Genomic DNA, 23228 nt, shown 5'->3' on the forward strand with positions numbered 1-23228 from the left:
GGCAAAGTCCCCCGGACAGCGTATCGGGTCATCAAGTCCGTTACAGGAAAAATCATCTGATTAACCATCAGGACGCCATGACACGGCATGCGAGTGCCCCCTATGACCTGATTGGAGTCAATCCGCCGACTTCCCTACATGTCTCGATATGACAGATATGAGAATCGGTCAGTACGTTCATCACGAATCGGCTGGCCAGCCGATCCCCCGAGACAGGAGAAGCGCATGATGAACACCCGTCCCACCTTCGTCACCGCGGCCGTCGCGGCCGCTGCGGCCCTGGCCGCCACCGGCATCACCTACGCCTCGGCGTCCGCCTACGAGCCGGCCCAGGCCGCCCCCGCAGTCCAGCAGGCGGCAGTCCCTGCCTCGGCCCCCATGGGCGGCGACTCCGGCAAGGGCAACGAAGGCCGGGACAACGAAGGCAAGGACAACGAAGGCCGAGGCTTCGAAGGCCGGATCCACATCAACGAGCGTTCCTACTCGGACGACCTGGGCGGCTGCGTCACCGTCGTGAGCGGCCTGGGCTCCCGCAGCCTGAACATCCGCAACGACAGCCGCAGGAGCGTCGAGGTCTTCCGCGGAGCCGCCTGCGACAACGGCGCCCCCATCGCCACCGTCGGACCACACAGCTCCAGCGACGGCGTGCGCCCCGGCCACGTCCGGGGCGGCGTCTTCGTCAAGGACGGAGTGGTGGGCAGCTTCCGAGTCATCAACCACCACTTCGATGGATTCAACGGAAACAACGGACACGGCGGACGCTGACCGAACCGCCACCCCAGCGCAACATAAAGACCCCGGCCCGCTGGAATCGGGCCGGGGTCCCCCCATAACATCTCACCCCGAACACCCCGCTTTCACATACCCACCCGGGCACCTCATCATAAATCCGGACAACGACGCCCTGCCAGCCCAGCCCCACCGCACCGGCGCGCTCAGGGCGATTCAAAGTCGGAGCGATCATGTAGGTGTGCAGGTCACGGCGGTGTGACGGTGTCGGGTGAGTACGCGAACGTACGCAACGAAGCTCCGTTGTGGAGGTGACCTTCCCAGGTCCCCTTCGCGCAACGGAGCTTCGATGTGCCGTCAGTCTTCCGCCATCTGCCTGGTCAAGTCGCCCACTCATCAGCACCGCGCGACCGGTCCGCGGCGCCGACGCGGGAAGCGTCACCCGTTCGTGGCAGTACTACTGATCGCGTGCTCCGCTGTCGCCACCGGAGCGAAGACGTTCACGGCGATCGGTGGATGGGCGACAAAGGCCCCGAGGGCGTCCTGGCCCGAGTCGGCGCCCGCACCGCGACGGCCCTGGCCGTACGTATCCCGCCCAGCAGCGCGACCACCCGCCGAGTCATCAAGGACACCTGCCCCGGCGCCCTGACCGACCTTGCCCTTGCCCTTGCCCTTGCCCTTGCCCTTGCCCTTGCCCTTGCCCTTGCCCTTGCCCTTGCCCTTGCCCTTGCCCTTGCCGGAAACTTCATCCGCCCTGGTAGGAGCGGTGTGTGAGATGGCACGAGATGTCGAGCGCGGTCGTTCGAGCTGGCGCTCTCGCGCGGCTGTCGAGCATCGCGGCATGATGGCTGGCTGTGCTGCTGCGCCTGGCCTGTCCGGGCGTGACCAACGCGTTCGGCATGCTGTGCCTGCTCCCGCTGGGCGATCGGGACAAGGACGCCGAGATCCTGGCCCTACGCCACCGGACCACGGTCCTGGAGCGACCACTCGGAAAGGACAAGGTGCGGTTCACCCCAAGCGATCGGGCGTTCCTGGCCGCGCTGCCGCACCGGCTCCCGCGCGACGTGCTGCGAAGGGTACGGGCTACTGGTTCACCCGACACCGCGACCTTCTCGCGCACCTTCTCGCGCACCGTCACGCCGCCGCCCTTCGGTCCGAACGCCCGGACGGCCGCGCACGGTGCACTTTGTCCGCGTTCTGGTGCCGCGCCCGGCACGAGAGAATCCCAGCCGGGGCTACCGGAGGGTGCGCGGCGAACTGCTCGTCCCGGGTCCGAAGGTGGCCGCCTCCACGGTAGGGGAGATCTTGAAGGAGGAAGGAGGCCGGGATCGATCCGGCACCCGAGCGCGCCTCCACGACCTGGGCCGGCTTCCTGCCCTCCCTCACAGCCATCGCCGAGGAGATCAACAACCAGCCCCGCCGCCGCCTCGGCTACCTCACCCCACAGGAAGCCTTCCAGCGAGCCCTGACCGAAGATGTTGCTTCAACGAATTGACACCGCCGGCACCTGGACGATCCACCCGGCCACCGCATAGACCGAGGGGCCGCCCGGCCTGCGGCCGGGCGGCCCCTCACCAAGATCTTCATGAGTCTTCTAGGCCTTGCGCCCCACCGCCCCGTACCCCGGGATCACCCCGTCGTCCTGGCCCGGTACGGGCTCGCCCAGTTCGGGGTGCCACAGGTGGGGCACCTGGACGCCGGGGGCGACCAGCTCGAGGCCGGCGAAGAGACGGGTGAACTCCTCGCGGGAGCGCAGGGCCAGCGTGACGCCCGCGGCCTTGAGCTTCTCGGTGGCCGCCTTCGATTCCTCGGGGGTGAAGTCGGGCGTCGCGTGGGAGACCACCAGGTAGCTGCCGGAGGGCAGCTCGGCCAGCAGCCGGCCGACCAGTTCGTGGGCGCCGTCCTCGTCGGAGATGAAGTGCAGCAGCGCGATGAGGGAGAGCGCGACCGGCCGGTCGAAGTCGAGGATCTTCCGCGCACCCTCCAGGATGCTCTCCGGATCGCGCACATCGGCCTGGAGGTACTCGGTCACGCCCTCGTCGGTGCCGCGCAGCAGCGCGCCGGCGTGGGCCAGCACGATCGGGTCGTTGTCGCAGTAGACGACGCGCGCGTCGGGTGCGATCTCCTGGGCCACCTGGTGGAGGTTCGGCTCGGTGGGGATGCCGGTGCCGATGTCGAGGAACTGGCGTATGCCCTGGCCGGCGAGCCAGCGCGTGGCGCGCTGCATGAAGGAGCGGTTCACCCGCGCCATCACGGGCACCCTCGGGTCGAGGGTGAGCATCTGCCGGCCCATGGCCTCGTCGACGGGGTAGTTGTCCTTGCCTCCGAGGTACCAGTCGTACATCCGCGCGGTGTGCGGCTTGCTCGTGTCGATCTCGACGGGGTGCTGCTGCCCGGTCATGACGAACTCCATAAGTGTCTGCAACTGTTAGTGATCAATTTCAGTGCCGAGCCAGTGTGGTGAGCGGAGTGGGCGGGGACACCCGGAACGGAGTGCTGCGCGGGGACGGGGGTGCGTACTCGGCGGGGAGTCAGCAGGGGGAAGGGGGGCGGGAGGGGGAACAAGCAACATCGGGTGTACGCCGGGAAGCAACGGTAGGACGGTCGGCAAGGGTCAGGACAGCAGGAAATCCGCCTCTCCCGCTTTGGCTCCTTCGATGAAGGCCGTCATCTCGGCCGAGGTGTAGATGAGCGCCGGCCCGTCCGGGTCGGTGGACTGCCGTACGGCGATCCGGCCGTCGTCGAGCTTCATCGCCTCCAGGCAGTTGCCGCCGTTGCCGCCGCTCCACGGCTTGTGCCAGCCCTCGCTGCCCAGCTCGCGCGCGGGCATGCCGTTGTAGATCCCCCCGACCCGGGGCGGGGGCACCGGCAGGAGGGAGGACAAGTACAGGGACAGGGGTTTGATGTGGTTCATTCACAGCTCCTTGCGGAGATCCCTGAGGATCACCTTCGTGCGATGTGCTGTAGCGGCCTGCGCCGCCATGCGGTCCATGACTTCGAGGTGGGTCGCCACCTCGGTGCGCGCGTCCAGGTAGACGGCGCCGGTCAGGTACTCGCTGTAGACCATGTCCGGCAGTTCGGGCATGGCGAATCGGAACAGCACGAACGGCCCGTACGTGCCGGGGTGCGGCCCACTGGCGAACGGGGCTACCTGGAGCGTCACGTTGGGCAGCTTCGTGGCCTCGAGGAGTCTGTCGATCTGGGCACGCATCACCTCCGGGCCGCCGACCGGGCGGCGCAGCGCCGTCTCGTCCATGACGACCCACAGCCGGGGCGCGTCGTCACGGGTGAGCAGATCCTGCCGTTGCATGCGCAGGGCGACGTGTCCCTCGATGTCCTCGGGCCGGGTCTGCCCGATGGCACCCGAGAGCAGCACGCCGCGTGCGTAGTCCTCGGTCTGCAGCAGACCTGGGACGAAGTGGGGCTCGTAGCTGCGGATGAGCGTAGCCGCGCCCTCGAGACTGACGTACATCGAGAACCAGCCGGGCAGGATCTCGTGGAAGCGCTGCCACCAGCCGGGCCGGTTGGCGTCCTCCGCCAGCTGTACGAAGGCGTCGGCCTCGCTGTCGGAGACCCCGTATGCCTTCAGCAGAAGCTGGAGGTACGGAATCTTGAGCGCGACCTCGGCCATCTCCATGCGCCGGACCGTGGCGGGGGCGACGCGCAGGACGCGTGCGGCCTCCTCACGTTTGAGGCCGGCGCTTTCCCGCAGATCCAGCAGGCGCCGGCCGAGGACGACCTGGCCGACCGTCGGCGCGGACCGCGGTTCACTCACGCTCCACCTCCACGAAAAGGACTTCCTGACATTTCCGAAGCTGAGGACTCCGACAGCCCCGACAGCCGGCCCCGACAGCCCTGCGGCGCCAATCCGAGATCCATCGAACTTTTCTTCGATGACCTCAACTGGCGCCGCGCGGGGTGCTGTTGCGAGCAGTGTGTCACGGCCGTCCAGACCGTCACACAGCACTCTGGATTTTCCAGAGTGACACTTGCCAAGTGTGCACGGCGGGGCGATAGTGGCAAGCGTGATTCCGCCCGCGCCCTTAGGAACAGACGCCGCTGCGCGCCCCTTCGGTCTCGGCTCCGCTCAGGGAGCCGCCGACTCCGCAGGGGCTGTTGTCCAGCGCCGGTTCCGCTTCGAACTGGCTGCTCACCCGGGTTCTCCCGCGCAGGCCAGACGCCTGACAAGGGCCCGACTGACCGGCTGGTCGGTGTGCGAGGACACCTGCGACACAGCGGCTCTGGTCGTCTCCGAACTCGTCACCAACGCCATCGTGCACACGGCGAGCAGCCACATAGTCTGCGAGCTGCACGACGGCGACGACCTGGTGCGCATCGCCGTACGGGACGAGGGCTGCGCCCCCGGCCGACCCCGTGCGAACACCCGGCAGCAGCCGGAGGAGGAGCACGGCAGGGGCCTGCTTCTCGTGGACGCCATGTGTCACGCCTGGGGCGCCCACGAGCAGGGCCCCGGGCTGCTGGTCTGGGCCGAGCTGCCCCGCAAGGCCGACACACCGCGCCCCTCCGACGGGCCGCGGAACGACCTCGGCTGGGGCGAGCGCCCCAAGCCGGGCCCGGCCGGTGGCCGGGACGAGAGCGAGGAGCCCGAGCAGCGGCACCACCGCGAAGCGGCCCCGACCGCTTCGCCCGCACCTCCCCCCTGTCAGCACACGGCCCCGCGCCGGTACCGCCGGGACGGGGAATGGGCGTGACGGGGACTCGCACCCTGAGCCTGAACACGCTGGTTCGCCTCCAGCGCGGGATGGGGACTCCGGCCGCACCGCTCCTGCGCCTGTCCGTCCCCGAGGGGATGACGGCTCCGATGGGCTGCGACGCGGTGGCGGTACCGGCCCGTTTCGGGCCGCTGGTCCTGCCCCGGCTGCCACGGGTGGGGTGCGTGTACGCCGATGAGGCGCACTGGTGGTGGCTGGTTCCGTCCGATTCGGACTACGCCCTGGAGTGGCCCGCCCCCGCGCGGTACGACACGGGGGCCGTCGTGCCGGATACCCCGGACCTCCCCAGCCTGATCCATCGCCCCGACGGCACGCTTCCGTACACTCCGCCGATACCGCTCTACCTGGCGGTGTGCCGCCTGACGAACACGACCCCGAGCTGGTCCCGTCCGGTCACCGCATAGGACTCCCGGGCCTCACACGGCGCCGCCCACCACCCTGCCGTGGCCCGTGCGGGCTCACGCGGCCGCGTCCGCGCTGCCGTCGCCACCGCGGACGATCACCAGGAACATGTCGGTCGCGAGGTCCATGACGACCTCGGCGGGCAGGCCCTCCATACGCCGCGCCCGCGCGAACTCCTCCGCGGGCCAGGACCCCCGCGGCCCGCCCGCGGGAAAGCTTTCAATCACCGTTCGCCCGAACATGAAGTGGTACACGACGAGCTGCCGGCGCCCCTCGAACAGGTCGAGCAGCGTGGCCTTGCCCCCCAAGCTCTCGGCTCCGCTCGAGCAGGGAGGTACCCCCACCGCCATCGAACACGTACTCCCGGTCGATCTCGACCATGGGCAGCCGGCGCCGCTCGGCGTTGAGCGCGTCCTTCGCGCGGGTGACGACCTTTTCCTTGACCAGCAGTTCCGCACGCGCCGCGCGCCAGTCGGCGCGCGAGACGATCTCCGGAAGCGACATGGTTCCTCCTGTGCAACGGTCCCGTTGCAAGAGGTGACCGACGCCGGCACCGGAACTCATCGGAACCCGCCCGCCCGGTTCCAAGATTCTTTCGAACCGCCCGCTCACCCGGTGCTCACCCGGTGACGGACAGCTCCGGCAGCCGGACCCCGACGTGCTCGCGGTGCTCCGAGAGGGCGTCCCGCAGTTCGGTGAGCTGCTCGGCGTGGCGGGCGTCGAGCCGGCCCGTGTCGTCGAGGTGGACGGCGCAGGCGGTGGTGGTGTCGACGAGCCGTTCGAGGAGGGCGGCGAAGTCGTCCGCGCCGTCGGCGTGCCGGGCGAGCGCGGGGAGTTCGGCGGAGGCGAGCGCGATGGCGCCGCGGGCCTCGGCGAGGGCGCGGTAGGCCTCGCGGCGCAGGGTCCAGCGTGCGGCGCGGTCGCCGGACCCGTCCAGCACGTGGGCGAGGTACGTGTGGGCGGCGTCCCCCGCTTCCGTGAGCCGGGCCCGGATGGCGCCGCCGCGCCGCACGGGCATCGGCAGGTGGCCGACGACGAGCACGATGGCGCAGGCCAGCAGTGTCTCGCCGATCCGTGCCACGGAGGCCTGCGGTTCACCGCCCACCATCACCAGGGCAAGCACGAGCACGGTGATGACGGTGGTCTGCGCGGCGAAGTGCCGGGCGGCGACCGGGATGAGCGCCCCACTGACCGCCACCAGCGCGATGAGCCCTTCCGGCCGGGGCAGCACGGCGGCGAACCCGGCGAAGAGGAGCGCCCCGAGCACGGTTCCGGCGGCCCGGTTCAGCACCCGGGAGGCGAGCGGACCGAGGTCGGGCTTGACGAGGAAGACGGCGGTGACGGGCAGCCAGTACCAGTGGTCGTGCTGCCCGTACCAGCGGGCGTGGTACAGGGCCTGGGCGACGGCGACGCTCACGCCGAAGCAGAGGGCGACCCGCAGGCCGTACTCCTGACCCCGGGTGCCGAGAACGGTACGGGCGAGGGCGGCGCGGGACCGACGGCGCGTGTGCAGGTCGCCGCCGTCGGCCCGGTCGAAGGCCACGGCGGCGCGCAGGAGGGCGTCGTCGAGGGCGCGCAGCGCGGGGACGGACCGGGAGGGCGCGGGCAGCGGCCCGCCGGGGGCACCGCCGCGTACGGCGACGGCGAGCCGACGGGGCCCTTCGGACGTGCGAGCCGGTACGGCCTCCCCGGCCCAGGCCAGCGCGGTCGCGGCCTCGGCCAGCGGCAGCGCGGCGGCGTACTGCGCGTGCAGTCGCCGTTCGGCCGCGGAACTGGCGTACCGCCGCAGCCGGGGTCCGGCCAGCACGTCCTGAGCGTGGTCGAGGGCGGCGGTGAGCGCGGCGCGCCGCGCGATGGCGGTGGGTGAGCCGGCGGCGTCGAGCAGCGCGGCGACGGCCTCGTACACACCGGCCACGGCATGCCGCTCGCCGTCGAACCGGAAGTCCCCTGCGAGGGACCCCGGGGTGGGCAGTGCCAGCCGCAGCAGAAGCAGCCACGCGGCTCCGGCGAGGAAGGCGAGCGCCCGCTGCCATCCGGTTTCGGGCAGGGGCATCCCGGCGCCGACGGCGGCCCCGACGAGCAGCTGCGTCCCGGCGGCGGAGCCGACGGGGCCCAGCGCACTGACCGCGCCGGCGGCCAGCCCGCACCCGGTCAATATCAGCGTCAGCAGCACGGCCGGGGCGTGGTCCCCCGTGTACGTCCCGACGAGGAGCCCGGCCGCCCCGGCGAGCGCGGGCACTCCGATCCGGTTGACGGAGACACGTCGGCTGCCCGGCCGGTCGTTGATCCCGGCGAACATGGCGCCGATGGCGGCGACGACACCGAGGGTGGGCCGCCCGGCGAGGACGGCGGCGACCAGCAGGGGCCCACCGCCCAGCGCCCCCCGCGTGACCGCGCTCCACGGGACCGGCCCGCGCTGGGAGCGCAGGGCGTGGGCGAGCCACGGAGGTACGGCGGGCGCGGTACGGGACACGGAACTCCAGTCGTCACGTCGGGGCGGGGGCGGGCTCGCGGGCGACGGTGACCGGGCTGGGGACGCGGTGTCCACCGTAAGCGGAGTTGTCGGAGGAAAGGGAACGGTCTCGTTTCCGGGAGGTGACGATGCGAGCGAAGGATGCGTTCCTGGGGGAACGCGGTCCGTGATGCGCTTGTTCCGTGAGGTTCCCGCAGGACCGGGGTCGCTCCTCCCTCCCATGGCCTTGGTCCACCTCGAAAAGCTCCGGGCGGGGGGCCCGCGGCGGTGAAGGCCGTCAGGCGTCGGAGGTCGACTCGGAGACCCTGCTGCGGTCGCCCGAGACCACGGTGCGGCGAGATCGCGGCCGGCCGCTGGTCGCCGTCGCGATCCTCGTAGGCACGCCAGTGCCCCGTGACCCAAGTTTGCGGTCACGGGGCACTGCGACGCTCTTCGCTCTACGCGGTGTGCCGAGCGGCGAACCCGACGAACTCCGCCCACGCCTCCGGCGCGAGGCCGAGCATCGGGCCTGCCTTGTCCTTCGAGTCGCGTACATGCAGGAGGTCGTTCCCTGCCGCAACCTCGACGCACTGGCCTCCGTCGCCGGCGCTGTAACTGCTCTTGAACCACGCCAGGTCATCGATGTCGGACCTGACCATGTCCCCGCTCATCTCTCTCCCAGCAACGTCTCGATCAACCCGAGTGAGTCTGCCGGAGTGAGGGCCTGCGCGCGAAGGATTCCGTACGTGCGCTCAAGCCCTCGCACCTTCTGACGCTCCGTGTGGACGCGGCTGTCGCCTTGCACCTCCGTGTAGGCGATCCTGCGCTCATCCTTGGTTTCCATCAAGGTGAACGGGCCGGCCAGTCCCGCGTGTTCCTCACGGGAGAGCGGCATCACCTGAATCACCACGTTGCGCTTCTCCGCGATCAGCATGAGGTGCTCCAACTGTCCTCGCCAGGCAGCCTTGCCACCGAGCGGACGGCGCAGGACGGTCTCCTCGATCACGAAGCTGAGGTGCGGGGCGTGGTACCGGGTGAAAATCTCCTGCCGCGCCAATCGGGCGGCAACGCGCTGCTCGATGATCACTTCGTCCAGGAGCGGCTGCCACATGGCGAACACCGCCCGCGCGTACTCCTCGGTCTGTAGCAGGCCGTTGACCAGGTGGGTGTCGTACAGGTGCAACTCAACCGCCTCAGCCTCCAACCTGGCCGCATCCCGAAAGAACGCCGGATACTGCGCCCGAGCCACCTCCTCCTTCCCCACCTTCAACAGCCCACCCGCTTCGAGCAGTTCATCCGCCTTGTCGATGAACTTGGGCGGCGGAATCCGCCTCCCCTGCTCGAAGGAGGCGATCGTCGAGGCCGAGTACCCCGTCCGGCTTCCCAGCTCGGCCCGGTCCAGCCCCGCCCGCTCCCTGCACAGCTTCAGTTGCCGCCCGAAGACGTGCAGGATGTCGGCGCTCGCCTCCTGCTCCCGGCCGTCCACCTGCTGCCGCTGTTCCTCCACGCCCGGCACCTCCCGTACGTACTCACCGCCGAACACCCCGCACAGTCATCGCGTACGCAACCAACCCGCCCCGCAGGAACCTCGTCACGGATCACCCCGTGTACAAGCCTCGCGCCGGCGACGTACAGCCACCGCCGGTCAGCGCGTCACGCCTGTTCAACGCTACGCACAGTTCGCCACGGTTACCCCATGAAGTCAGTGACTCCCCCACAAAGGCGTACGCCCCAGCCGACCCACACGTTCGCGATGCAGTTCACCTCGACCCCGCGCGGCGCCCGCCTCGCCCGCCGGATGGTCTCGCACCGCCTGGACACGTGGGGCCACCCGTACACCTCACCGGCGAACGAGACGGTCACGCTGATCGCCGCGGAACTCACCGCGAACGCGGTCCAGCACGGACACGTACCGGGCCGCGACTTCCACGTGCGCCTCACCGAGGCCGAGGACGGCACGCTGCGCATCAAGGTCACGGACACCCGCGCGGAGAGACGACCGGTCGCCGGAACACCGGCCCCGGACGGCGAGTCGGGCCGCGGCCTGCTCCTGGTGGACGCCCTCGCCGACGACTGGGGCGTCCAGCCCCGCCCCACCGGTCCCGGCAAGACCGTCTGGGCGGAAGACGTCCTGCCACCGGGACGGACCGGGCACGGGAGCCCCCCGGGGAAGTGACAGGAACCCGTGGCGGGGGGGCGGACGCGAGCACGGCGGTCGCCTCCGGTTCCGGTACGGGCGGGGGCACGACCGCGCGCCCGGCACGGACCGGTGGCGCGCACGTCCGCTCCCCCACCGGGTCGAACTCCCCCGCCCGTTCTCCCTCGACGGTTCCCGGTGCGGTCCACCGGCCGTCCCCTCAGTCAGCCACCATGCCGAGCTGCCGCAGCTGCTCGCGGAACACGCGGGTTCCGGTCACGAAGGTCTTGAGGAGTACGGGCGCGTCCTCGGCCCCCTGCCACTCCCATGCGAGGTCGAGCGGGTCGCGGACGGAGGCGGTTTCCCGCTCCCCCTCGACGGCCTGCCGCCGAGCGGCCGGTTCCCCCTGCGCCCGGGCGAGTTCCACCTCCAGCCTGGTGCGCTCCTCCTCGGCCTCCTTCAGGACCCGCGCGACCCGCAGTTCGGCGTCGCGCAGCCGCTCGGCGAACTCGGCCCGCGCCTCGGCGCGTCCTTCGGCCCTGGCGTGGTCCACCTGTTCCTCCAACTCCCGGCACCGTGCCGCCCACTCGCCGACGGCGCGCGTCAGTTCCCGGACCACGGCATCGCCCCGCTGTCCCTCCAGCCGCCCGGCGGGATCGGTCCCGCCACCCTCACACGCGTCGAGCACGGCGGCCCGCGACGCCTCCGGTTCCCGCCCGACCTCCTCGGCTGCCCCCGGACGGAAGCGGCGCCAGACGGCCACCACCCCGTCCCGCGTCCGCTGCCACCCCTCACCGACGAGCAGCCCCACCAGGGCCGTACCGGCCGTACCGGCCAGTGTGAGCAGATAGGGATCCATCGAAGCCCCCGAACCTTCCGATCCACCGGGAGGCGTGCGCCCCCCGGCCGCAATGATGTTCACACAGTAACCCAACCGTCGCTCTGCGCTACGTCGTTGGCTCATCAGCTGGAGACCGTCGCCCCCTGCCGAATGATCTCCGGATTCCGTGGGGCGATATGACCGGGATGCCACGCGTGGCGACTGTCGGGCAAGAGGCATCACCGGCTCAGCGTGGCGTCGAGACACACCTGCGCCGGGCCGAAGAGGCCGTCGGAGTTCCGTCGGGGGCCAGAGCCAGGAGTCCGGGGCCGCGACCGGCGGATTGTGTGCGGTTCCTCTCAAGTCGACAGCGAGGTACGGGCGCGAGAGCATGGACGGGAATGCCAAGGCCCCCATGGTGGGGCGGTGGCCATCATCGGATACAGAGCCCATGTGCAGGGGCCGCCCGAGAACTCTTCCAGTCTCACGGCTTCGGGCGGCGAGACCGCGCCGTAGTGGCGCGGAACCGCATCCTCTCTCCCGCGCGTCCCGCGCGTCCCGCGCGTTCGAACCCTTTCAGCCTGCATGTGCTCCCGTATGCCCCGACGGGAAGGCAGAACAATGAACGGACGATTTCGCCTCGCCGCATTGGCACCCCTTCTGGTGTCCTCGCTGGCAGTCGGCTCGGTGCCCCTCGTGGCCGGTTCCGCCCAGGCGGTAGCACCCACAGCCACGTGCCACGTGACGCAAAGCCCCGGCTCTTCGCTCTTCAACATCATCGGGCAAGGGCTCACGCCCGGAGCGGAAGTGACCATCAAGCAGGCCAACAGCACCATCATCATGACGGCCGGGGCTGACGGAAAGCTCAGCGGTAGCGCTGGGCTCGGCGCCACCGGCGGACCGGTGACCATGCAGGAAAAGGGCGGACCGACACTCAGCTGTGGAACGGTCGAGCAGGCCGAACAGCAGGACGCCCAGGACCAGTTCAAGAAGGGCTTCACACAGGGCTTCGCGCTCGCCAAGGCGACCTGCAAGGAACAGGCACCGCAAGGAGCGGTCGCGGTCGACCCCAACTTCGAGAAGGGCTTCAAGGAAGGAGCGGCCGCCGCGATAGCCCAGTTCTGCAAGGGCTAGGCAGGTCCTCAGGGCCGGTCGACTCCTCACCAGCACCGCTGAAGACCGGAACCCGTGTGATCCGGCGCGTCACCGCCCCCAGTCTGTTCCCGCCCCCACGTACTCCCACGTCTCCGTCGTCGAGGCGGGCACCAAGCTGGCGTTCCTCGCCGGGTCGGTTCCGCTCGACGCCGACGGGAGGCTCGTCGGGGAGGGGGACCCGGTGTGGCAGGCCGAGCAGGTGTTGGCCAACCTCGAGGAGCAGTTGCGTGCGGTGGGAAGCGACCTGACGCAGGTCGTGTCGACGGACGTGTACGTCGTCAGCGGTGAGCCCGCCGCGCTCTCCGCCGTGTGGGACGTCGTCGAAGCGTCCGGGCTGAGCACCGGGCCGCACTCGTCGACCTTGCTCGGTGTGGCCTGCCTCGGTTACCCCGGGCAGCTCGTCGAGATCACCGCGACGGCCGTCGTACCGGACGCGGCGGCGAATTCATGATCATCGACGACCGGACGGTGAACCTGCGCCGAGCCCTGCCCGCCGACGCCGACCCCGCGGCCGACGTCTGGCTGCGGTCGTTCGCCGCGGCCCTGCCGGGCGTGGTCCGGCCTCGGTCCGACGACGAGGTGCACGGCTTCTTCCGTCATGTCCTCGTGCCGCTGCGCGAGACGTGGGTGGCGGAGAGGGAGGGCGGGGGCCTCGTCGGTGTGATGGTGCTGGAGGACGAGGAGCAGCTGGCGCAGTTGTACCTCGCCCCCGAGTGGCGCGGGCGCGGGCTGGGCGACCGGTTCGTCGCACTGGCCAAGGAGCGCGGGCCCGGGGGCCTTTCCCTGTGGACCTTCCAGGCCAACGGGCCCGCGCACCGCTTCTACGCGCGGCACGGTTTCGAGGCCGTCGAGTGGACCGACGGGAGCCGGAACGAGGAGCGGGAGCCGGACGTGCGGTTCGTGTGGCGGCCGTAGGGCGGGCGTGGGGCGGCCGCCTGTGGGACACCTGTGGGACACCCGCCGCCGCGCGTACGCGTCAGGCGTCGGCGCGCGCGTACCGGTCCGTCGCCGCCACCAGTGCGGCGTCCCCGACGGCTTCGACGTCGTGGCCGGCCTCGTCGACGACCGTCAGCTCGGCGTCCGGCCAGGCGTGCTGGAGCCGCCAGACGATGCCGAGGAGGTTGCCGAGGTCGAGGCTGCCCTGGACCAGGGTGCCGGGGATGCCCTTCAGCAGATGCGCGTCGCGGAGGACCACGCCCTCGTCGTCGCCCTCCCCGAGGAAGTGGTCGTTGCCCCAGTAGTGGGTGACGGTGCGGGCGAAGCCCCTGCGGAACACCGGATCCTGGAAGCGTGCGACCGAGCCCGGCGGCGCGGGGATGATCGCCGTCTCCCAGTCGGTCCAGGCCTGTGCGGCCCGGTCCCGGACCTCCGCGTCGGGGGACTCCAGCAGCCTGTTGTAGGCGGCGGCGAGGTTGCCGTCGCGTTCACCGGCGGGAAGTTCACCGATGAAGCGTTCGAAGGCCTCCGGGAAGATCTTCCCCAACCCGCGGGTCAGGAGGGCCACTTCGGGGTGGGAGCCGGTGGTCACCCCGGTCAGCACCAGTTCGGTCACCACCCCGGGGTGCGTCTGCGCGTACCGCAGTCCCAGCGCCGATCCCCAGGAGATGCCCCACACCAGCCACCTCTCGATACCCAGGTGGGCGCGCAGCCGCTCCAGGTCGGCCAGGAGATGGGCGGTCGTGTTCACGCTCATGTCGGTGGCGTGGTCGGCCGCGCTCGGTGTCGACCGTCCGGCGCCGCGCTGGTCGAGGAGCACGATGCGGTACGCGGCGGGGTCGAAGAAGCGGCGGAGGCCGGGGCTCGCACGGCTGCCCGGGCCGCCGTGCAGCACCAGCGCGGGCTTGCCGTGCGGGTTCCCGCAGGTTTCCCAGTACACGTGGTTGCCGTCGCCGACGTCGAGCATGCCGTGCTCGTACGGTTCTATGTGCGGATAGAGACCCATCGGGGCACCGTAGCGCCTGGGGCAGGGGCGTTCCCCTCATTTCCGGGTGGGCGCTCCCGCCGCTTCGGCCGCCGTGCGCAGCACCTCCCGCAGCATGGCGGGGGTGAGCTTGCCGGTGAAGGTGTTGCGCTGGCTGACGTGGAAGCAGCCGAAGAGGTGCAGGTCGTCGCCGTCCGGGGCGGGAAGCGTGACGTGGGCGCCGTGCGCGAAGGCCGGGCGGGGGCGGGATACGGTCCAGCCCGCCTCGGCGAACGCGGGCAGGGCTGCCTGCCATCCGAAGGCGCCGAGGACGAGCGCGGCCCGCGCCGTCGGCCGCAGGAGCCGCAGCTCCTGGAGCAGCCAGGGCCGGCAGGTGTCCCGTTCCGCGGGGGTCGGTTTGTTGGCGGGCGGGGCGCAGTGCACGGGCGAGGTGATGCGTACACCGTGCAGTTCCAGCCCGTCCCCGGAGTGTGTGGAGGTGGGCTGCGAGGCGAGCCCGACGTCGTACAGAGCCTCGTACAGCACGTCTCCGGAACGGTCTCCGGTGAACATCCGCCCGGTGCGGTTGCCGCCGTGCGCGGCGGGCGCCAGTCCGATGATCAGCAGCCGGGCGTCCGGTGGCCCGAATCCCGGCACCGGCCGTCCCCAGTACGTCCAGTCGGTGAACGCGGCGCGTTTGGTACGGGCGACCTCCTCCCGCCAGTCCACCAGCCGTGGGCAGGCACGACAGCCGGTGATACGCCGGTCGAGAGCGGAGAGGCTCGGTGAGTCGTGCGCGCCGGAGGGGGTGGGGGAATCGGGGAGGCCGTGGAAGTCGGGGAGGCCGCTGAGGTCCATGGCTCCACGGTAGGACGGGCCGCCCAGCCGTCCCTGGCCGACGGCGTCCGCAAGCCCGCGGGTTCCGGCCGACCGGCACCGACGGCCCCCGGGCCGCTCGGCCGGCTCCACGGCGGCGGCCGAAATCCCTTCTCACCGGGCCGCCCCGGAGGGCTGACGACCTCACCCGCGATAGGGAGTGGATCAGCGAGCGGCGTCATGCGGCTTCGCATCCGAGGCGGAGGAGGGAGTGATGGCGGAGCCATCGCGACCGACGACGACGCCGGATTCGAAGCCGCAGGGCGTCGGGAGCCCGCTCGCTGTCGCGGGTGAGGTCGTAAGGTCGGGACCATGGCTTCTGAGGGTGCGGAGTACGGCAGGACGCGTGGCGGCGGAGACCCCGCGAAGGGGGCGGCCCCCGCACAGGAAACCGCTCCCGCGCCACCGCCCGCGCGCGCTGCCGGGGCCTCCCCCGGCTCGGGCGGGACAGCCGCCCCGGACCCGGAGACCGCCGCCGCCGTGGCGGCTGCCGAGGCCGCCGGGCCGAAGAGCGGCGAGAGTGTTCGGACCGACAGCTGGATCTGGGCCGTACGCCTGCTCAAGACCCGTTCCCTCGGCGGCGCCGCCTGCCGGGGCGGTCATGTGCGCGTGAACGGTGAGCGGGTGAAGCCCGCGCACTCGCTGCGCGTCGGCGACGAGGTGCGCCTGCGGCACGAGGGCCGGGAGCGGGTCGTCGTCGTCAAGCGCCTGATCCGCAAGCGGGTGGGCGCCCCGGTCGCGGTCCAGTGCTACATCGACAACTCCCCGCCGCCCCCGCCCCGCGACGCCGTCGCCCCGGCCGGCGTCCGGGACCGCGGCGCGGGCCGCCCGACCAAGCGCGACCGCCGCGAGCTGGAACGCCTCCGCGGCCTGGGTGGCTCGGGAGGCCTGAGCGGCCCCGACCTCCCCGGCTCCCTCGAAGGACCCGACGCACCGGCCGAGGCCGGTGGCCGTGGCCGGCAGCCGGCCTCGAAGAACCCGAAGAGCGCGAAGAAACGGCAGCGGCCCTGAACGACCGGCGACGCCCGGTGCCGGGGACGGTCCCTGGGCCCGGGCCGAACCCGGTGGTGCCCCGGACAGCATTCCGAGGCACCACCCCGGCGGGCGGTCCCGCCTTGCCGGGGCCGAGCCGTGGCACCGGGCCGAGCCGCACCGCTCTCCTCATCCCTGGCGGCGCACCAGCCGCAGCAGATCCGCGTTGTGCTCCCGTCGTGCCCAGGCGATGAGTACGAGCGGCACCATCAGGACGATCGGGGTCACCGCGTACTGACCGTCGAAGACGACGATCTGCACCACGCACGCCCCCACCATCAGCGCGCTCAGCCCTACCGCGGCCGCCGACTGCAGCACCGGGACCAGCAGGCCGATCGCACCGGCGAGCTCCAGCGCGCCGATGGCGTACATCCCCGCGCTGCCCCAGCCCATGTCGTCGAAGGACTCGACGGCCGACGCGTGCGCGATGAGCTTCGGCAGGGCGCTCGCGAAAGCGAAGAAGAGCGCGAGCACCACCTGTACCACGCGCAGCGCGATCCCGGCCCACCGCCCGCGAGCCGACGTGGTGGGGGACGCGGACGTAGTGGAAGCGGCGGATACGGCAGGGGCGGTGTGCTCGGACATGGTGTCTCCTGCGGGAAGCGGTCGGTGTCGCTGTCGTAGAGGTAGACCGCCTCTCGTCCCCGAACTCATCGCCGTCCAGACGGAATTCCGGGGTTTCCGCTCAGCCCGCGGTCGCCGCCACCAACGCCCTCACCCACATTCCGTCCTCCGTCAGGTACCGGTCCACGCGCAGGCCCTCCTCCCCCAGTGCCTCCTCGAACTGCTCCTTCGTCAGCGGCCGCGACCGGAACGTCTGCGTCCACACCGCGTCCGGAAACACGTACTGCGCGTGTACCGCGTCGACCCCGTCGCCGGCCGGCTCGGCCGACACGATCCGCACGGTGAAGCCCGCCGGGTCCACCCGCTCGCGCGGCACGTTCGTGTGGTGGTCCTCGCCCTCCCGCTGGATCAGTACGCACCCTCCCTCCGCCAGGTGCCGCACGCAGGTGCGCAGCAGTCCCCGCCGCACCTGCGCGTCGCCCGCGTGCACCAGGAACGACGCGAGCAGCACCACGTCGAACGTCTCGTCCAGCCGCAGCCTCTCTATCGGGCCGCATACGGTCCGTGCTCCGCGCACGCGCTCCAGCATCTCGGCGGACTCGTCCACGGCCGTCACCCTGAATCCGCGCTCCAGCAGCGCGTGGGTCATCCTGCCCACGCCGCTGCCCAGCTCCAGGACGCTCGCGCCGACCGGCACGGCGGCGGCGACGATGTCCGGCTCGTCCCCGACGGGCAGCCGCGCGTACAGCTCCACCGCACAGCCGTCCGGGGTGATCGCCCCGGGCCCCGTCCCCTCGTATCCCTCACGCATCTCCGGCTTCATGCCCGTCCAACGGACCGGATCCGCACGCCCGTTCCCCCACCTCTCCGGTTTCACCCGACCGAGTGACGGCAACCCCTCCGGAAGAGGCCGGCGGCCGTTGTCGGCGGTCCGGCGTACGGTGGAAGCAGAGTGGGTGGTGACGGAATGCGTACAGGCAGTGAGCCGAGGACCGCGCGCAGTGCGCTGCGCATGCGGTTCTGGCTGAGCGTGTGGGGCGAGATCTGGACGATCGCCGGAACAGTGGCGTTCGCGATCGCCGACCACCCGGGCTGGGCGCTCGTCTGCGGGCTGCTGTGGCTGGTCGTCACCGTCGATCTGATCGTGGTGGTCCGGCATCTGCGCCAGGGATCGCACTACCAGCCGGGCCGCGACGTGCCCCCGTACGAACCGCCCCGGGACGCGATGTGACCGTCGAAGAGTCGAAGGACGGCCTGCCGTCCCGGGGCGGCAGGCACCGTGACCGGGTCCGGGCGGGGTTCTCCCGGAGGCCCGGCCGTCCTCTCCCTGCCGCCGCGGTCGTCGTCGGATCAGTCGTCGTCGAACCGTGCGGCCTTCAGGTACTCCGGGTTCGGGTCCAGGGCGGCGGCCAGCCGGAAGTGGCGCCTGGCGGGGTCGGGCCGGCTCTGCCGCTGGTAGGTGCGGGCGAGCGCGAAGTGCGCGAAGGCGTTGTCCGGCTCGCGCTCCAGGACTATGGAGAACTCGAGCTCCGCCGGACGCAGCTGGGCCGCCGCGAAGAAGGCACGCGCACGCAGCAACCGCGCGGCCGTGTTCTCCGGATACGCGTCGATGACCCCGTCGAGCAGCTTCACCGCACCCCGCGGGTCCCGCGAGGCAAGCAGGTGCTCAGCGGCACGGAAGTCGATGACATGCGTCTCCGGCGTACGTCCGGTCGAACCACTGCTCTTGGGCACAGCCGCATCCTTCCCTCGCCGAACCGGTTCAACGCCCCGGCCGGTGACCTCTATTCCTGCGCGGGCCGCCGGTCCGCCCCCGCCCGGCGTACGAGGTCGGCCCATACGTCCTTCACCCGCCGCGCCAGCTCGTCCAGGGGCACGTCGTTGTCGATGACGATGTCCGCGATCTCCCGGCGCTGCTCGCGTGTCGCCTGGGCGGCCATCCGCGCGCGGGCGTCCTCCTCGCTCATGCCGCGCCGGCCGACGAGCCGCTCGAGCCGGGTGCCGGTGCTCGCGTCGACCACGATCACGAGGTCGTAGAGGGACGCGAGGCCGTTCTCCGTGAGGAGGGGCACGTCGTGGACGACGACGACGTCCTCGGCGGCGGCTTCCTCCAGCTCCCGGGAGCGGGCGCCCACCAGGGGGTGGACGATCGAGTTGAGAAGGGTGAGCTTCTCTTCGTCGGCGAAGACGATCGCGCCGAGTCCCGGCCGGTCCAGGCTGCCGTCCTCGGTGAGGATCTCCTCGCCGAAGGCCGCCACGACCGCCGCGAGACCGGGTGTCCCCGGCGCGACGACCTCGCGCGCGATGCGGTCCGCGTCGATCAGCACGGCGCCGCACTCGACGAGCAGCCGAGACACCTCGCTCTTGCCTGCGCCGATCCCGCCGGTCAGTCCCACCGTCAGCATGTCCGAAAGCTTAGGGCCTGTCGTCGTCGGCGCCCCGGGCGGGACCGGCATGGGGTGCCGGGACGGCCGGGGACCCCGGTGTCCCAGCCGTCTCAGAGGTCGCCTTCGCGCTCCGCCAGGAACCGCTCGAACTCGAGCCCGATCTCGTCCGCCGACGGGATCTCCACCGGCTCGGCGAGCATGTTGCCCCGGGTTTCGGCACCCGCGGCGGCGTCGTACTGGTGCTCGAGGCCCTGGATGAGGGCCGTGAGTTCCTCGTCGCCCTCCCGTACCTGGCGGTCGATCTCGGTCTGGGTACGGTGGGCGTCGGTGCGCAGGGAGTGCGCCACGCCGGGCAGAACCAGGCCGGTGGCGGCCGTGATGGTCTCCAGGACGGTCAGTGCCGCGTCCGGGTACGCGGAGCGGGCGATGTAGTGCGGCACGTGCGCGGCGACTCCGAGTACGTCGTGTCCGGCCTGCATGAGCCGGTACTCGACGAGGGCCTCGACGCTGCCGGGCACCTGCGCCTCCTCGAAGGGGCTGTTGTGGGCCGCCGGGACGAGGTCGGTGCGGTTTCCGTGCGGGGTGATGCCCACGGGGCGGGTGTGCGGGACTCCCATGGGGATGCCGTGGAAGTTCACGGTCAGGCGGACGCCGAGCCGTTCCACGATCTGTCGCACCGCTGCGGCGAACCTCTCCCACTCCACGTCCGGCTCCGGCCCGGACAACAGCAGGAACGGTGCTCCGGTGGCGTCCTGGACCAGCCGCACCTCGAGCGTGGGCACCTCGTAGTCGGTCCAGCGGTCCCGGGTGAAGGTCAGCAGGGGGCGACGGGCCCGGTAGTCGACGAGCCGGTCGTGGTCGAACCGGGCGACGACCTGGTGGGTCAGCGAGTCGAGCAGCCGCTCGGCGATCTGGTCGCCGGCCTCGCCCGCGTCGATGTATCCGTCGAAGTGGTAGAGCATGACGAGACCGGCCGATTCCTGGGCGAGCGCCATGTCGACGACTGCCAGCCCCTTCGGCTCCCATGCGTACAAACCCTGCGGATCAAGCACAGTGACCGCCCCTCCTCCTGTTTCCCCATGGACAACGTGACGCGCGGCACCGGCATTCCCGGATGAGGGCAACTCCCCGAAGGGCGTGGGGCCGTGTCGACCCGCGGCTCCGCCGCGCGGGCGTGACAAGCCCTCACCGACCCGCAGCACCCTCCGCCCCGAAGCGCAGCACTGAGGGGCCGCACCTCGAAAGGTACGGCCCCTCAGTCACCGGCTAATCCTCAGCGGAGGGGGGTCCCCCCGCTGGGGGAGTTCAGCTCTGGCCGCCGGCCAGCTTCTCGCGCAGCGCGGCCAGCGCCTCGTCCGAAGCCAGGGCGCCGGAGTTGTCGCCGCCCTCGGAGGAGTACGAGCCGCCGCCACCGCCGCCGGACGCGGCCGGAGCCGCACCCGCGGTGTCGACACCCTCGGCAGCAGCCTTCTCGTCCGCCTCGCGGGACTTGATGACCTGCGCCTGGTGCTGCTCGAAGCGGGACTGCGCCTCGGCGTACTGGGTCTCCCACACCTCGCGCTGGGTCTCGTAGCCCTCGAGCCAGTCGTTGGTCTCGGGGTCGAAGCCCTCGGGGTAGATGTAGTTGCCCTGGTCGTCGTAGGACGCGGCCATGCCGTACAGGGTCGGGTCGAACTCGACCACCGACGGGTCGGCACCGAAGGCCTCGTTGGCCTGCTTCAGCGAGAGGCTGATGCGGCGGCGCTCGAGGTCGATGTCGATGACCTTGACGAAGATCTCGTCGTTGACCTGGACGACCTGCTCCGGGATCTCCACGTGGCGCTCGGCCAGCTCGGAGATGTGGACCAGACCCTCGATGCCCTCGTCCACGCGGACGAACGCACCGAACGGAACCAGCTTCGTGACCTTGCCGGGCACGACCTGGCCGATCTGGTGGGTGCGGGCGAACTGCTGCCACGGGTCTTCCTGCGTCGCCTTCAGCGACAGGGAGACACGCTCGCGGTCCATGTCGACGTCGAGGACCTCGACGGTGACTTCCTGACCGACCTCGACGACCTCGGAGGGGTGGTCGATGTGCTTCCAGGACAGCTCGGACACGTGCACCAGGCCGTCGACGCCACCCAGGTCCACGAAGGCACCGAAGTTGACGATCGAGGAGACGACGCCGGAACGCACCTGACCCTTCTGGAGGGTGGTGAGGAACGTCTGGCGGACCTCGGACTGGGTCTGCTCCAGCCAGGCACGGCGGGACAGGACCACGTTGTTGCGGTTCTTGTCCAGCTCGATGATCTTCGCCTCGAGCTCCTTGCCCACGTAGGGCTGGAGGTCGCGGACACGGCGCATCTCGACCAGGGAGGCCGGGAGGAAGCCACGGAGGCCGATGTCGAGGATGAGACCACCCTTGACGACCTCGATGACGGTACCCGTGACGATGCCGTCCTCTTCCTTGATCTTCTCGATGGTGCCCCAGGCGCGCTCGTACTGGGCGCGCTTCTTCGAGAGGATCAGGCGGCCTTCCTTGTCCTCCTTCTGGAGAACAAGGGCTTCGATCTCGTCACCGACGGCGACGACCTCATTGGGGTCGACGTCGTGCTTGATCGAGAGCTCGCGGCTCGGGATGACACCTTCGGTCTTGTAACCGATGTCGAGCAGGACCTCGTCCCGGTCGACCTTCACGATGACGCCGTCGACGATGTCGCCGTCGTTGAAGTACTTGATCGTCTCGTCGATCGCGGCGAGGAAGGCTTCCTCGTTACCGATGTCGTTGACCGCAACCTGCGGGGTGGTGGCGGTGGTCTCGGTGCTGCTCGTCATGTGGGAAAGGGCTCCGGTACGGACAGTGAGTCGTAGGTACTGCTACGCCGGAACCCGTTTCGCTCTGCAGAAGCCGGACAGCTCAGGAAGAGCTGTTCCAGACACCGGGTGTCCGGTGACGCCTCGACAACCGAGGGGACATACAACAGACGCGAGCACAGCCTGCTATGTCTGAGGTGCGCAGGCTCGCAGCGCAACTTGTAGCATACGGGTGCAGCCGGGCGGGGTCAATGCACGAAGCCCCCCACCCGGGGCAGATCGCCGCATAACCGGCACAATTCCCCCGTCCGGGGGTAGAGCCGCACGTCAGATGCCACCTTGAGGCCACGCGGAACCCGCCACCGCAGGACACCGCGCCCCCTGTGGCGACAGCCGGGGCGACTGGACGGAAGAGTACGACGATGGAGCCGATCATCCAAGAGCCCGAAGGCCCCGAACCCGAGGCGACCCGACGGGACGCCGGCATCACCGAGAGCGCCCGCGCCAACCGGGGCTGGTGGGACCGCAACGCGGACGAGTACCAGGTCGAGCACGGCACGTTCCTCGGCGACGACCGCTTCGTGTGGTGCCCCGAGGGACTCGACGAGGTGGAGGCCGAGCTCCTCGGCCCGCCGGAGGAACTGAAGGACCGCGCCGTCCTGGAGCTCGGCGCCGGAGCGGCCCAGTGCTCGCGCTGGCTGGCCGCGCAGGGCGCGCGCCCGGTGGCCCTGGACATCTCGCACCGGCAGCTTCAGCACGCGCTGCGCATCGGCGGCCCGTTCCCGCTGGTGTGCGCGGACGCGGGCGTGCTGCCGTTCGCGGACGGCTCCTTCGACCTGGCCTGCTCGGCGTACGGGGCACTGCCCTTCGTCGCCGACCCGCGGCTCGTGCTGCGCGAGGTGCACCGGGTGCTGCGGCCCGGCGGTCGGTTCGTCTTCTCCGTCACCCATCCCATCCGTTGGGCGTTCCCGGACGAGCCCGGCCCGGAGGGACTGAGCGTCTCCGGGTCCTACTTCGACCGCACCCCCTACGTGGAGGAGGACGAGCAGGGCCGCGCGGTGTACGTCGAGCACCACAGGACGCTGGGCGACCGGGTCCGCGACGTCGCCGCCTCGGGCTTTCGACTGGTGGACCTGGTGGAGCCGCAGTGGCCGGAGTGGAACAGCTCCGAATGGGGCGGCTGGTCCCCGTTGCGCGGCCGTCTGATCCCGGGAACGGCGATCTTCGTGTGCGTACGGGACTGAGGGC

The 23228-nt window shown here is 71.0% G+C and carries 27 protein-coding genes and 1 pseudogene; 10 read left to right on the forward strand and 18 right to left on the reverse strand.

Going from position 1 to position 23228, the window contains the following annotated elements:
- The first annotated feature begins 225 nt into the window (after nucleotides 1-225).
- Nucleotides 226-765, forward strand: a complete 540-nt coding sequence (locus V4Y04_RS08105; RefSeq protein WP_332426653.1) for a hypothetical protein — start codon at nucleotides 226-228, stop codon at nucleotides 763-765.
- 402 nt (nucleotides 766-1167) lie between these two features.
- On the opposite strand, the gene V4Y04_RS08110 is transcribed toward V4Y04_RS08105, so the two are convergent.
- The 4 genes from V4Y04_RS08110 to V4Y04_RS08125 all read right to left on the reverse strand — a co-directional run bounded on the left by V4Y04_RS08110 (nucleotide 1168) and on the right by V4Y04_RS08125 (nucleotide 4504).
- Nucleotides 1168-1572, reverse strand: coding sequence for a hypothetical protein (locus tag V4Y04_RS08110; protein WP_332426654.1), 405 nt, complete (start codon nucleotides 1570-1572; stop codon nucleotides 1168-1170).
- Nucleotides 1573-2323: 751 nt separating this feature from the next.
- On the reverse strand, nucleotides 2324-3130 hold the full coding sequence (locus V4Y04_RS08115; RefSeq protein ID WP_443079976.1) for an SAM-dependent methyltransferase: 807 nt from the start codon (nucleotides 3128-3130) through the stop codon (nucleotides 2324-2326).
- Nucleotides 3131-3343: 213 nt separating this feature from the next.
- A complete protein-coding gene (locus tag V4Y04_RS08120) occupies nucleotides 3344-3559 on the reverse strand; it encodes a DUF397 domain-containing protein (RefSeq protein ID WP_095534118.1) in 216 nt (71 codons plus the stop codon).
- An 84-nt stretch (nucleotides 3560-3643) separates the two neighbouring features.
- Nucleotides 3644-4504 (reverse strand): helix-turn-helix domain-containing protein, encoded by an 861-nt coding sequence (locus tag V4Y04_RS08125; protein WP_332426655.1) that lies wholly within the window; start codon nucleotides 4502-4504, stop codon nucleotides 3644-3646.
- A gap of 241 nt (nucleotides 4505-4745) precedes the next feature.
- Here V4Y04_RS08125 and V4Y04_RS08130 point away from each other — a divergent pair, with 241 nt between their 5' ends.
- Both V4Y04_RS08130 and V4Y04_RS08135 read left to right on the forward strand, forming a co-directional pair.
- Entirely contained in the window at nucleotides 4746-5441 is a 696-nt protein-coding gene (locus V4Y04_RS08130) for an ATP-binding protein (protein ID WP_332426656.1), read from the forward strand.
- Nucleotides 5432-5866, forward strand: a complete 435-nt coding sequence (locus V4Y04_RS08135) for a hypothetical protein (RefSeq protein ID WP_332426657.1) — start codon at nucleotides 5432-5434, stop codon at nucleotides 5864-5866. Before V4Y04_RS08130 ends, V4Y04_RS08135 begins: the two co-directional genes overlap by 10 nt.
- Nucleotides 5867-5920: 54 nt before the next feature.
- Here V4Y04_RS08135 and V4Y04_RS08140 read toward each other — a convergent pair whose 3' ends face one another.
- The 5 genes and pseudogenes from V4Y04_RS08140 to V4Y04_RS08160 all read right to left on the reverse strand — a co-directional run bounded on the left by V4Y04_RS08140 (nucleotide 5921) and on the right by V4Y04_RS08160 (nucleotide 9823).
- The gene (locus V4Y04_RS08140) at nucleotides 5921-6106 is read right to left on the reverse strand and encodes a hypothetical protein (RefSeq protein ID WP_332432756.1); all 186 of its coding nucleotides are present in this window, start codon (nucleotides 6104-6106) and stop codon (nucleotides 5921-5923) included.
- Nucleotides 6101-6368: pseudogene (locus V4Y04_RS08145) on the reverse strand (DUF899 family protein); the annotation flags it as partial. The gene V4Y04_RS08140 and the pseudogene V4Y04_RS08145, both read right to left, overlap by 6 nt.
- Before the next feature lie 115 nt (nucleotides 6369-6483).
- Nucleotides 6484-8337 carry an FUSC family protein gene (locus V4Y04_RS08150; RefSeq protein WP_332426659.1) on the reverse strand — a complete coding sequence of 618 codons (1854 nt, stop codon included), beginning with the start codon at nucleotides 8335-8337 and terminating at the stop codon, nucleotides 6484-6486.
- A gap of 437 nt (nucleotides 8338-8774) precedes the next feature.
- A complete protein-coding gene (locus V4Y04_RS08155; protein WP_332426660.1) occupies nucleotides 8775-8975 on the reverse strand; it encodes a DUF397 domain-containing protein in 201 nt (66 codons plus the stop codon).
- Between the two features lie 8 nt (nucleotides 8976-8983).
- Nucleotides 8984-9823, reverse strand: coding sequence for a helix-turn-helix domain-containing protein (locus V4Y04_RS08160; RefSeq protein ID WP_332426661.1), 840 nt, complete (start codon nucleotides 9821-9823; stop codon nucleotides 8984-8986).
- A 189-nt stretch (nucleotides 9824-10012) separates the two neighbouring features.
- Here V4Y04_RS08160 and V4Y04_RS08165 point away from each other — a divergent pair, with 189 nt between their 5' ends.
- A complete protein-coding gene (locus V4Y04_RS08165) occupies nucleotides 10013-10492 on the forward strand; it encodes an ATP-binding protein (protein WP_332426662.1) in 480 nt (159 codons plus the stop codon).
- Nucleotides 10493-10673: 181 nt separating this feature from the next.
- Here the strand turns inward: V4Y04_RS08165 and V4Y04_RS08170 are convergent, their stop codons facing one another.
- A complete protein-coding gene (locus V4Y04_RS08170; RefSeq protein WP_332426663.1) occupies nucleotides 10674-11312 on the reverse strand; it encodes a hypothetical protein in 639 nt (212 codons plus the stop codon).
- A gap of 582 nt (nucleotides 11313-11894) precedes the next feature.
- On the opposite strand from V4Y04_RS08170, the gene V4Y04_RS08175 reads away from it, so the two are divergent.
- The 3 genes from V4Y04_RS08175 to V4Y04_RS08185 all read left to right on the forward strand — a co-directional run bounded on the left by V4Y04_RS08175 (nucleotide 11895) and on the right by V4Y04_RS08185 (nucleotide 13343).
- Nucleotides 11895-12407, forward strand: a complete 513-nt coding sequence (locus tag V4Y04_RS08175) for a hypothetical protein (RefSeq protein WP_332426664.1) — start codon at nucleotides 11895-11897, stop codon at nucleotides 12405-12407.
- 136 nt (nucleotides 12408-12543) lie between these two features.
- Entirely contained in the window at nucleotides 12544-12879 is a 336-nt protein-coding gene (locus V4Y04_RS08180; RefSeq protein ID WP_443080167.1) for a RidA family protein, read from the forward strand.
- A complete protein-coding gene (locus V4Y04_RS08185) occupies nucleotides 12876-13343 on the forward strand; it encodes a GNAT family N-acetyltransferase (protein ID WP_332426666.1) in 468 nt (155 codons plus the stop codon). Before V4Y04_RS08180 ends, V4Y04_RS08185 begins: the two co-directional genes overlap by 4 nt.
- A 61-nt stretch (nucleotides 13344-13404) precedes the next feature.
- Here V4Y04_RS08185 and pip read toward each other — a convergent pair whose 3' ends face one another.
- Together pip and V4Y04_RS08195 are read right to left on the reverse strand one after the other, a co-directional pair.
- Entirely contained in the window at nucleotides 13405-14370 is a 966-nt protein-coding gene (pip, locus tag V4Y04_RS08190; RefSeq protein ID WP_332426668.1) for a prolyl aminopeptidase, read from the reverse strand.
- 36 nt (nucleotides 14371-14406) lie between these two features.
- The gene (locus V4Y04_RS08195; RefSeq protein ID WP_332426670.1) at nucleotides 14407-15186 is read right to left on the reverse strand and encodes a uracil-DNA glycosylase; all 780 of its coding nucleotides are present in this window, start codon (nucleotides 15184-15186) and stop codon (nucleotides 14407-14409) included.
- A gap of 330 nt (nucleotides 15187-15516) precedes the next feature.
- Here V4Y04_RS08195 and V4Y04_RS08200 point away from each other — a divergent pair, with 330 nt between their 5' ends.
- Complete coding sequence (locus V4Y04_RS08200; RefSeq protein WP_332426672.1) at nucleotides 15517-16215, forward strand: RNA-binding S4 domain-containing protein; 699 nt, start codon at nucleotides 15517-15519, stop codon at nucleotides 16213-16215.
- 150 nt (nucleotides 16216-16365) lie between these two features.
- Here V4Y04_RS08200 and V4Y04_RS08205 read toward each other — a convergent pair whose 3' ends face one another.
- The gene (locus tag V4Y04_RS08205) at nucleotides 16366-16821 is read right to left on the reverse strand and encodes a DoxX family protein (RefSeq protein ID WP_332426674.1); all 456 of its coding nucleotides are present in this window, start codon (nucleotides 16819-16821) and stop codon (nucleotides 16366-16368) included.
- A gap of 100 nt (nucleotides 16822-16921) precedes the next feature.
- Nucleotides 16922-17611 carry a class I SAM-dependent methyltransferase gene (locus V4Y04_RS08210; protein WP_332426675.1) on the reverse strand — a complete coding sequence of 230 codons (690 nt, stop codon included), beginning with the start codon at nucleotides 17609-17611 and terminating at the stop codon, nucleotides 16922-16924.
- A gap of 156 nt (nucleotides 17612-17767) precedes the next feature.
- Between V4Y04_RS08210 and V4Y04_RS08215 the strand changes: the two genes are divergently transcribed.
- Nucleotides 17768-18031: a DUF6343 family protein gene (locus V4Y04_RS08215; protein WP_332426676.1), complete on the forward strand. Its 264-nt coding sequence runs from the start codon at nucleotides 17768-17770 to the stop codon at nucleotides 18029-18031.
- 119 nt (nucleotides 18032-18150) lie between these two features.
- Here the strand turns inward: V4Y04_RS08215 and V4Y04_RS08220 are convergent, their stop codons facing one another.
- The 4 genes from V4Y04_RS08220 to rpsA all read right to left on the reverse strand — a co-directional run bounded on the left by V4Y04_RS08220 (nucleotide 18151) and on the right by rpsA (nucleotide 22001).
- Nucleotides 18151-18534: a tetratricopeptide repeat protein gene (locus V4Y04_RS08220; protein WP_332426677.1), complete on the reverse strand. Its 384-nt coding sequence runs from the start codon at nucleotides 18532-18534 to the stop codon at nucleotides 18151-18153.
- A gap of 50 nt (nucleotides 18535-18584) precedes the next feature.
- Nucleotides 18585-19205, reverse strand: a complete 621-nt coding sequence (gene coaE / locus V4Y04_RS08225; protein ID WP_332426679.1) for a dephospho-CoA kinase — start codon at nucleotides 19203-19205, stop codon at nucleotides 18585-18587.
- Between the two features lie 92 nt (nucleotides 19206-19297).
- Nucleotides 19298-20239 carry a PAC2 family protein gene (locus V4Y04_RS08230; RefSeq protein WP_332426680.1) on the reverse strand — a complete coding sequence of 314 codons (942 nt, stop codon included), beginning with the start codon at nucleotides 20237-20239 and terminating at the stop codon, nucleotides 19298-19300.
- 253 nt (nucleotides 20240-20492) lie between these two features.
- Nucleotides 20493-22001 (reverse strand): 30S ribosomal protein S1, encoded by a 1509-nt coding sequence (rpsA, locus tag V4Y04_RS08235; RefSeq protein WP_332426681.1) that lies wholly within the window; start codon nucleotides 21999-22001, stop codon nucleotides 20493-20495.
- A 401-nt stretch (nucleotides 22002-22402) separates the two neighbouring features.
- On the opposite strand from rpsA, the gene V4Y04_RS08240 reads away from it, so the two are divergent.
- The gene (locus V4Y04_RS08240; protein ID WP_332426682.1) at nucleotides 22403-23224 is read left to right on the forward strand and encodes a class I SAM-dependent methyltransferase; all 822 of its coding nucleotides are present in this window, start codon (nucleotides 22403-22405) and stop codon (nucleotides 23222-23224) included.
- Nucleotides 23225-23228 lie beyond the last annotated feature (4 nt).

Origin of the sequence: Streptomyces sp. P9-A2, from assembly GCF_036634175.1 — a bacterium.
Lineage (GTDB): Bacteria > Actinomycetota > Actinomycetes > Streptomycetales > Streptomycetaceae > Streptomyces > Streptomyces pratens.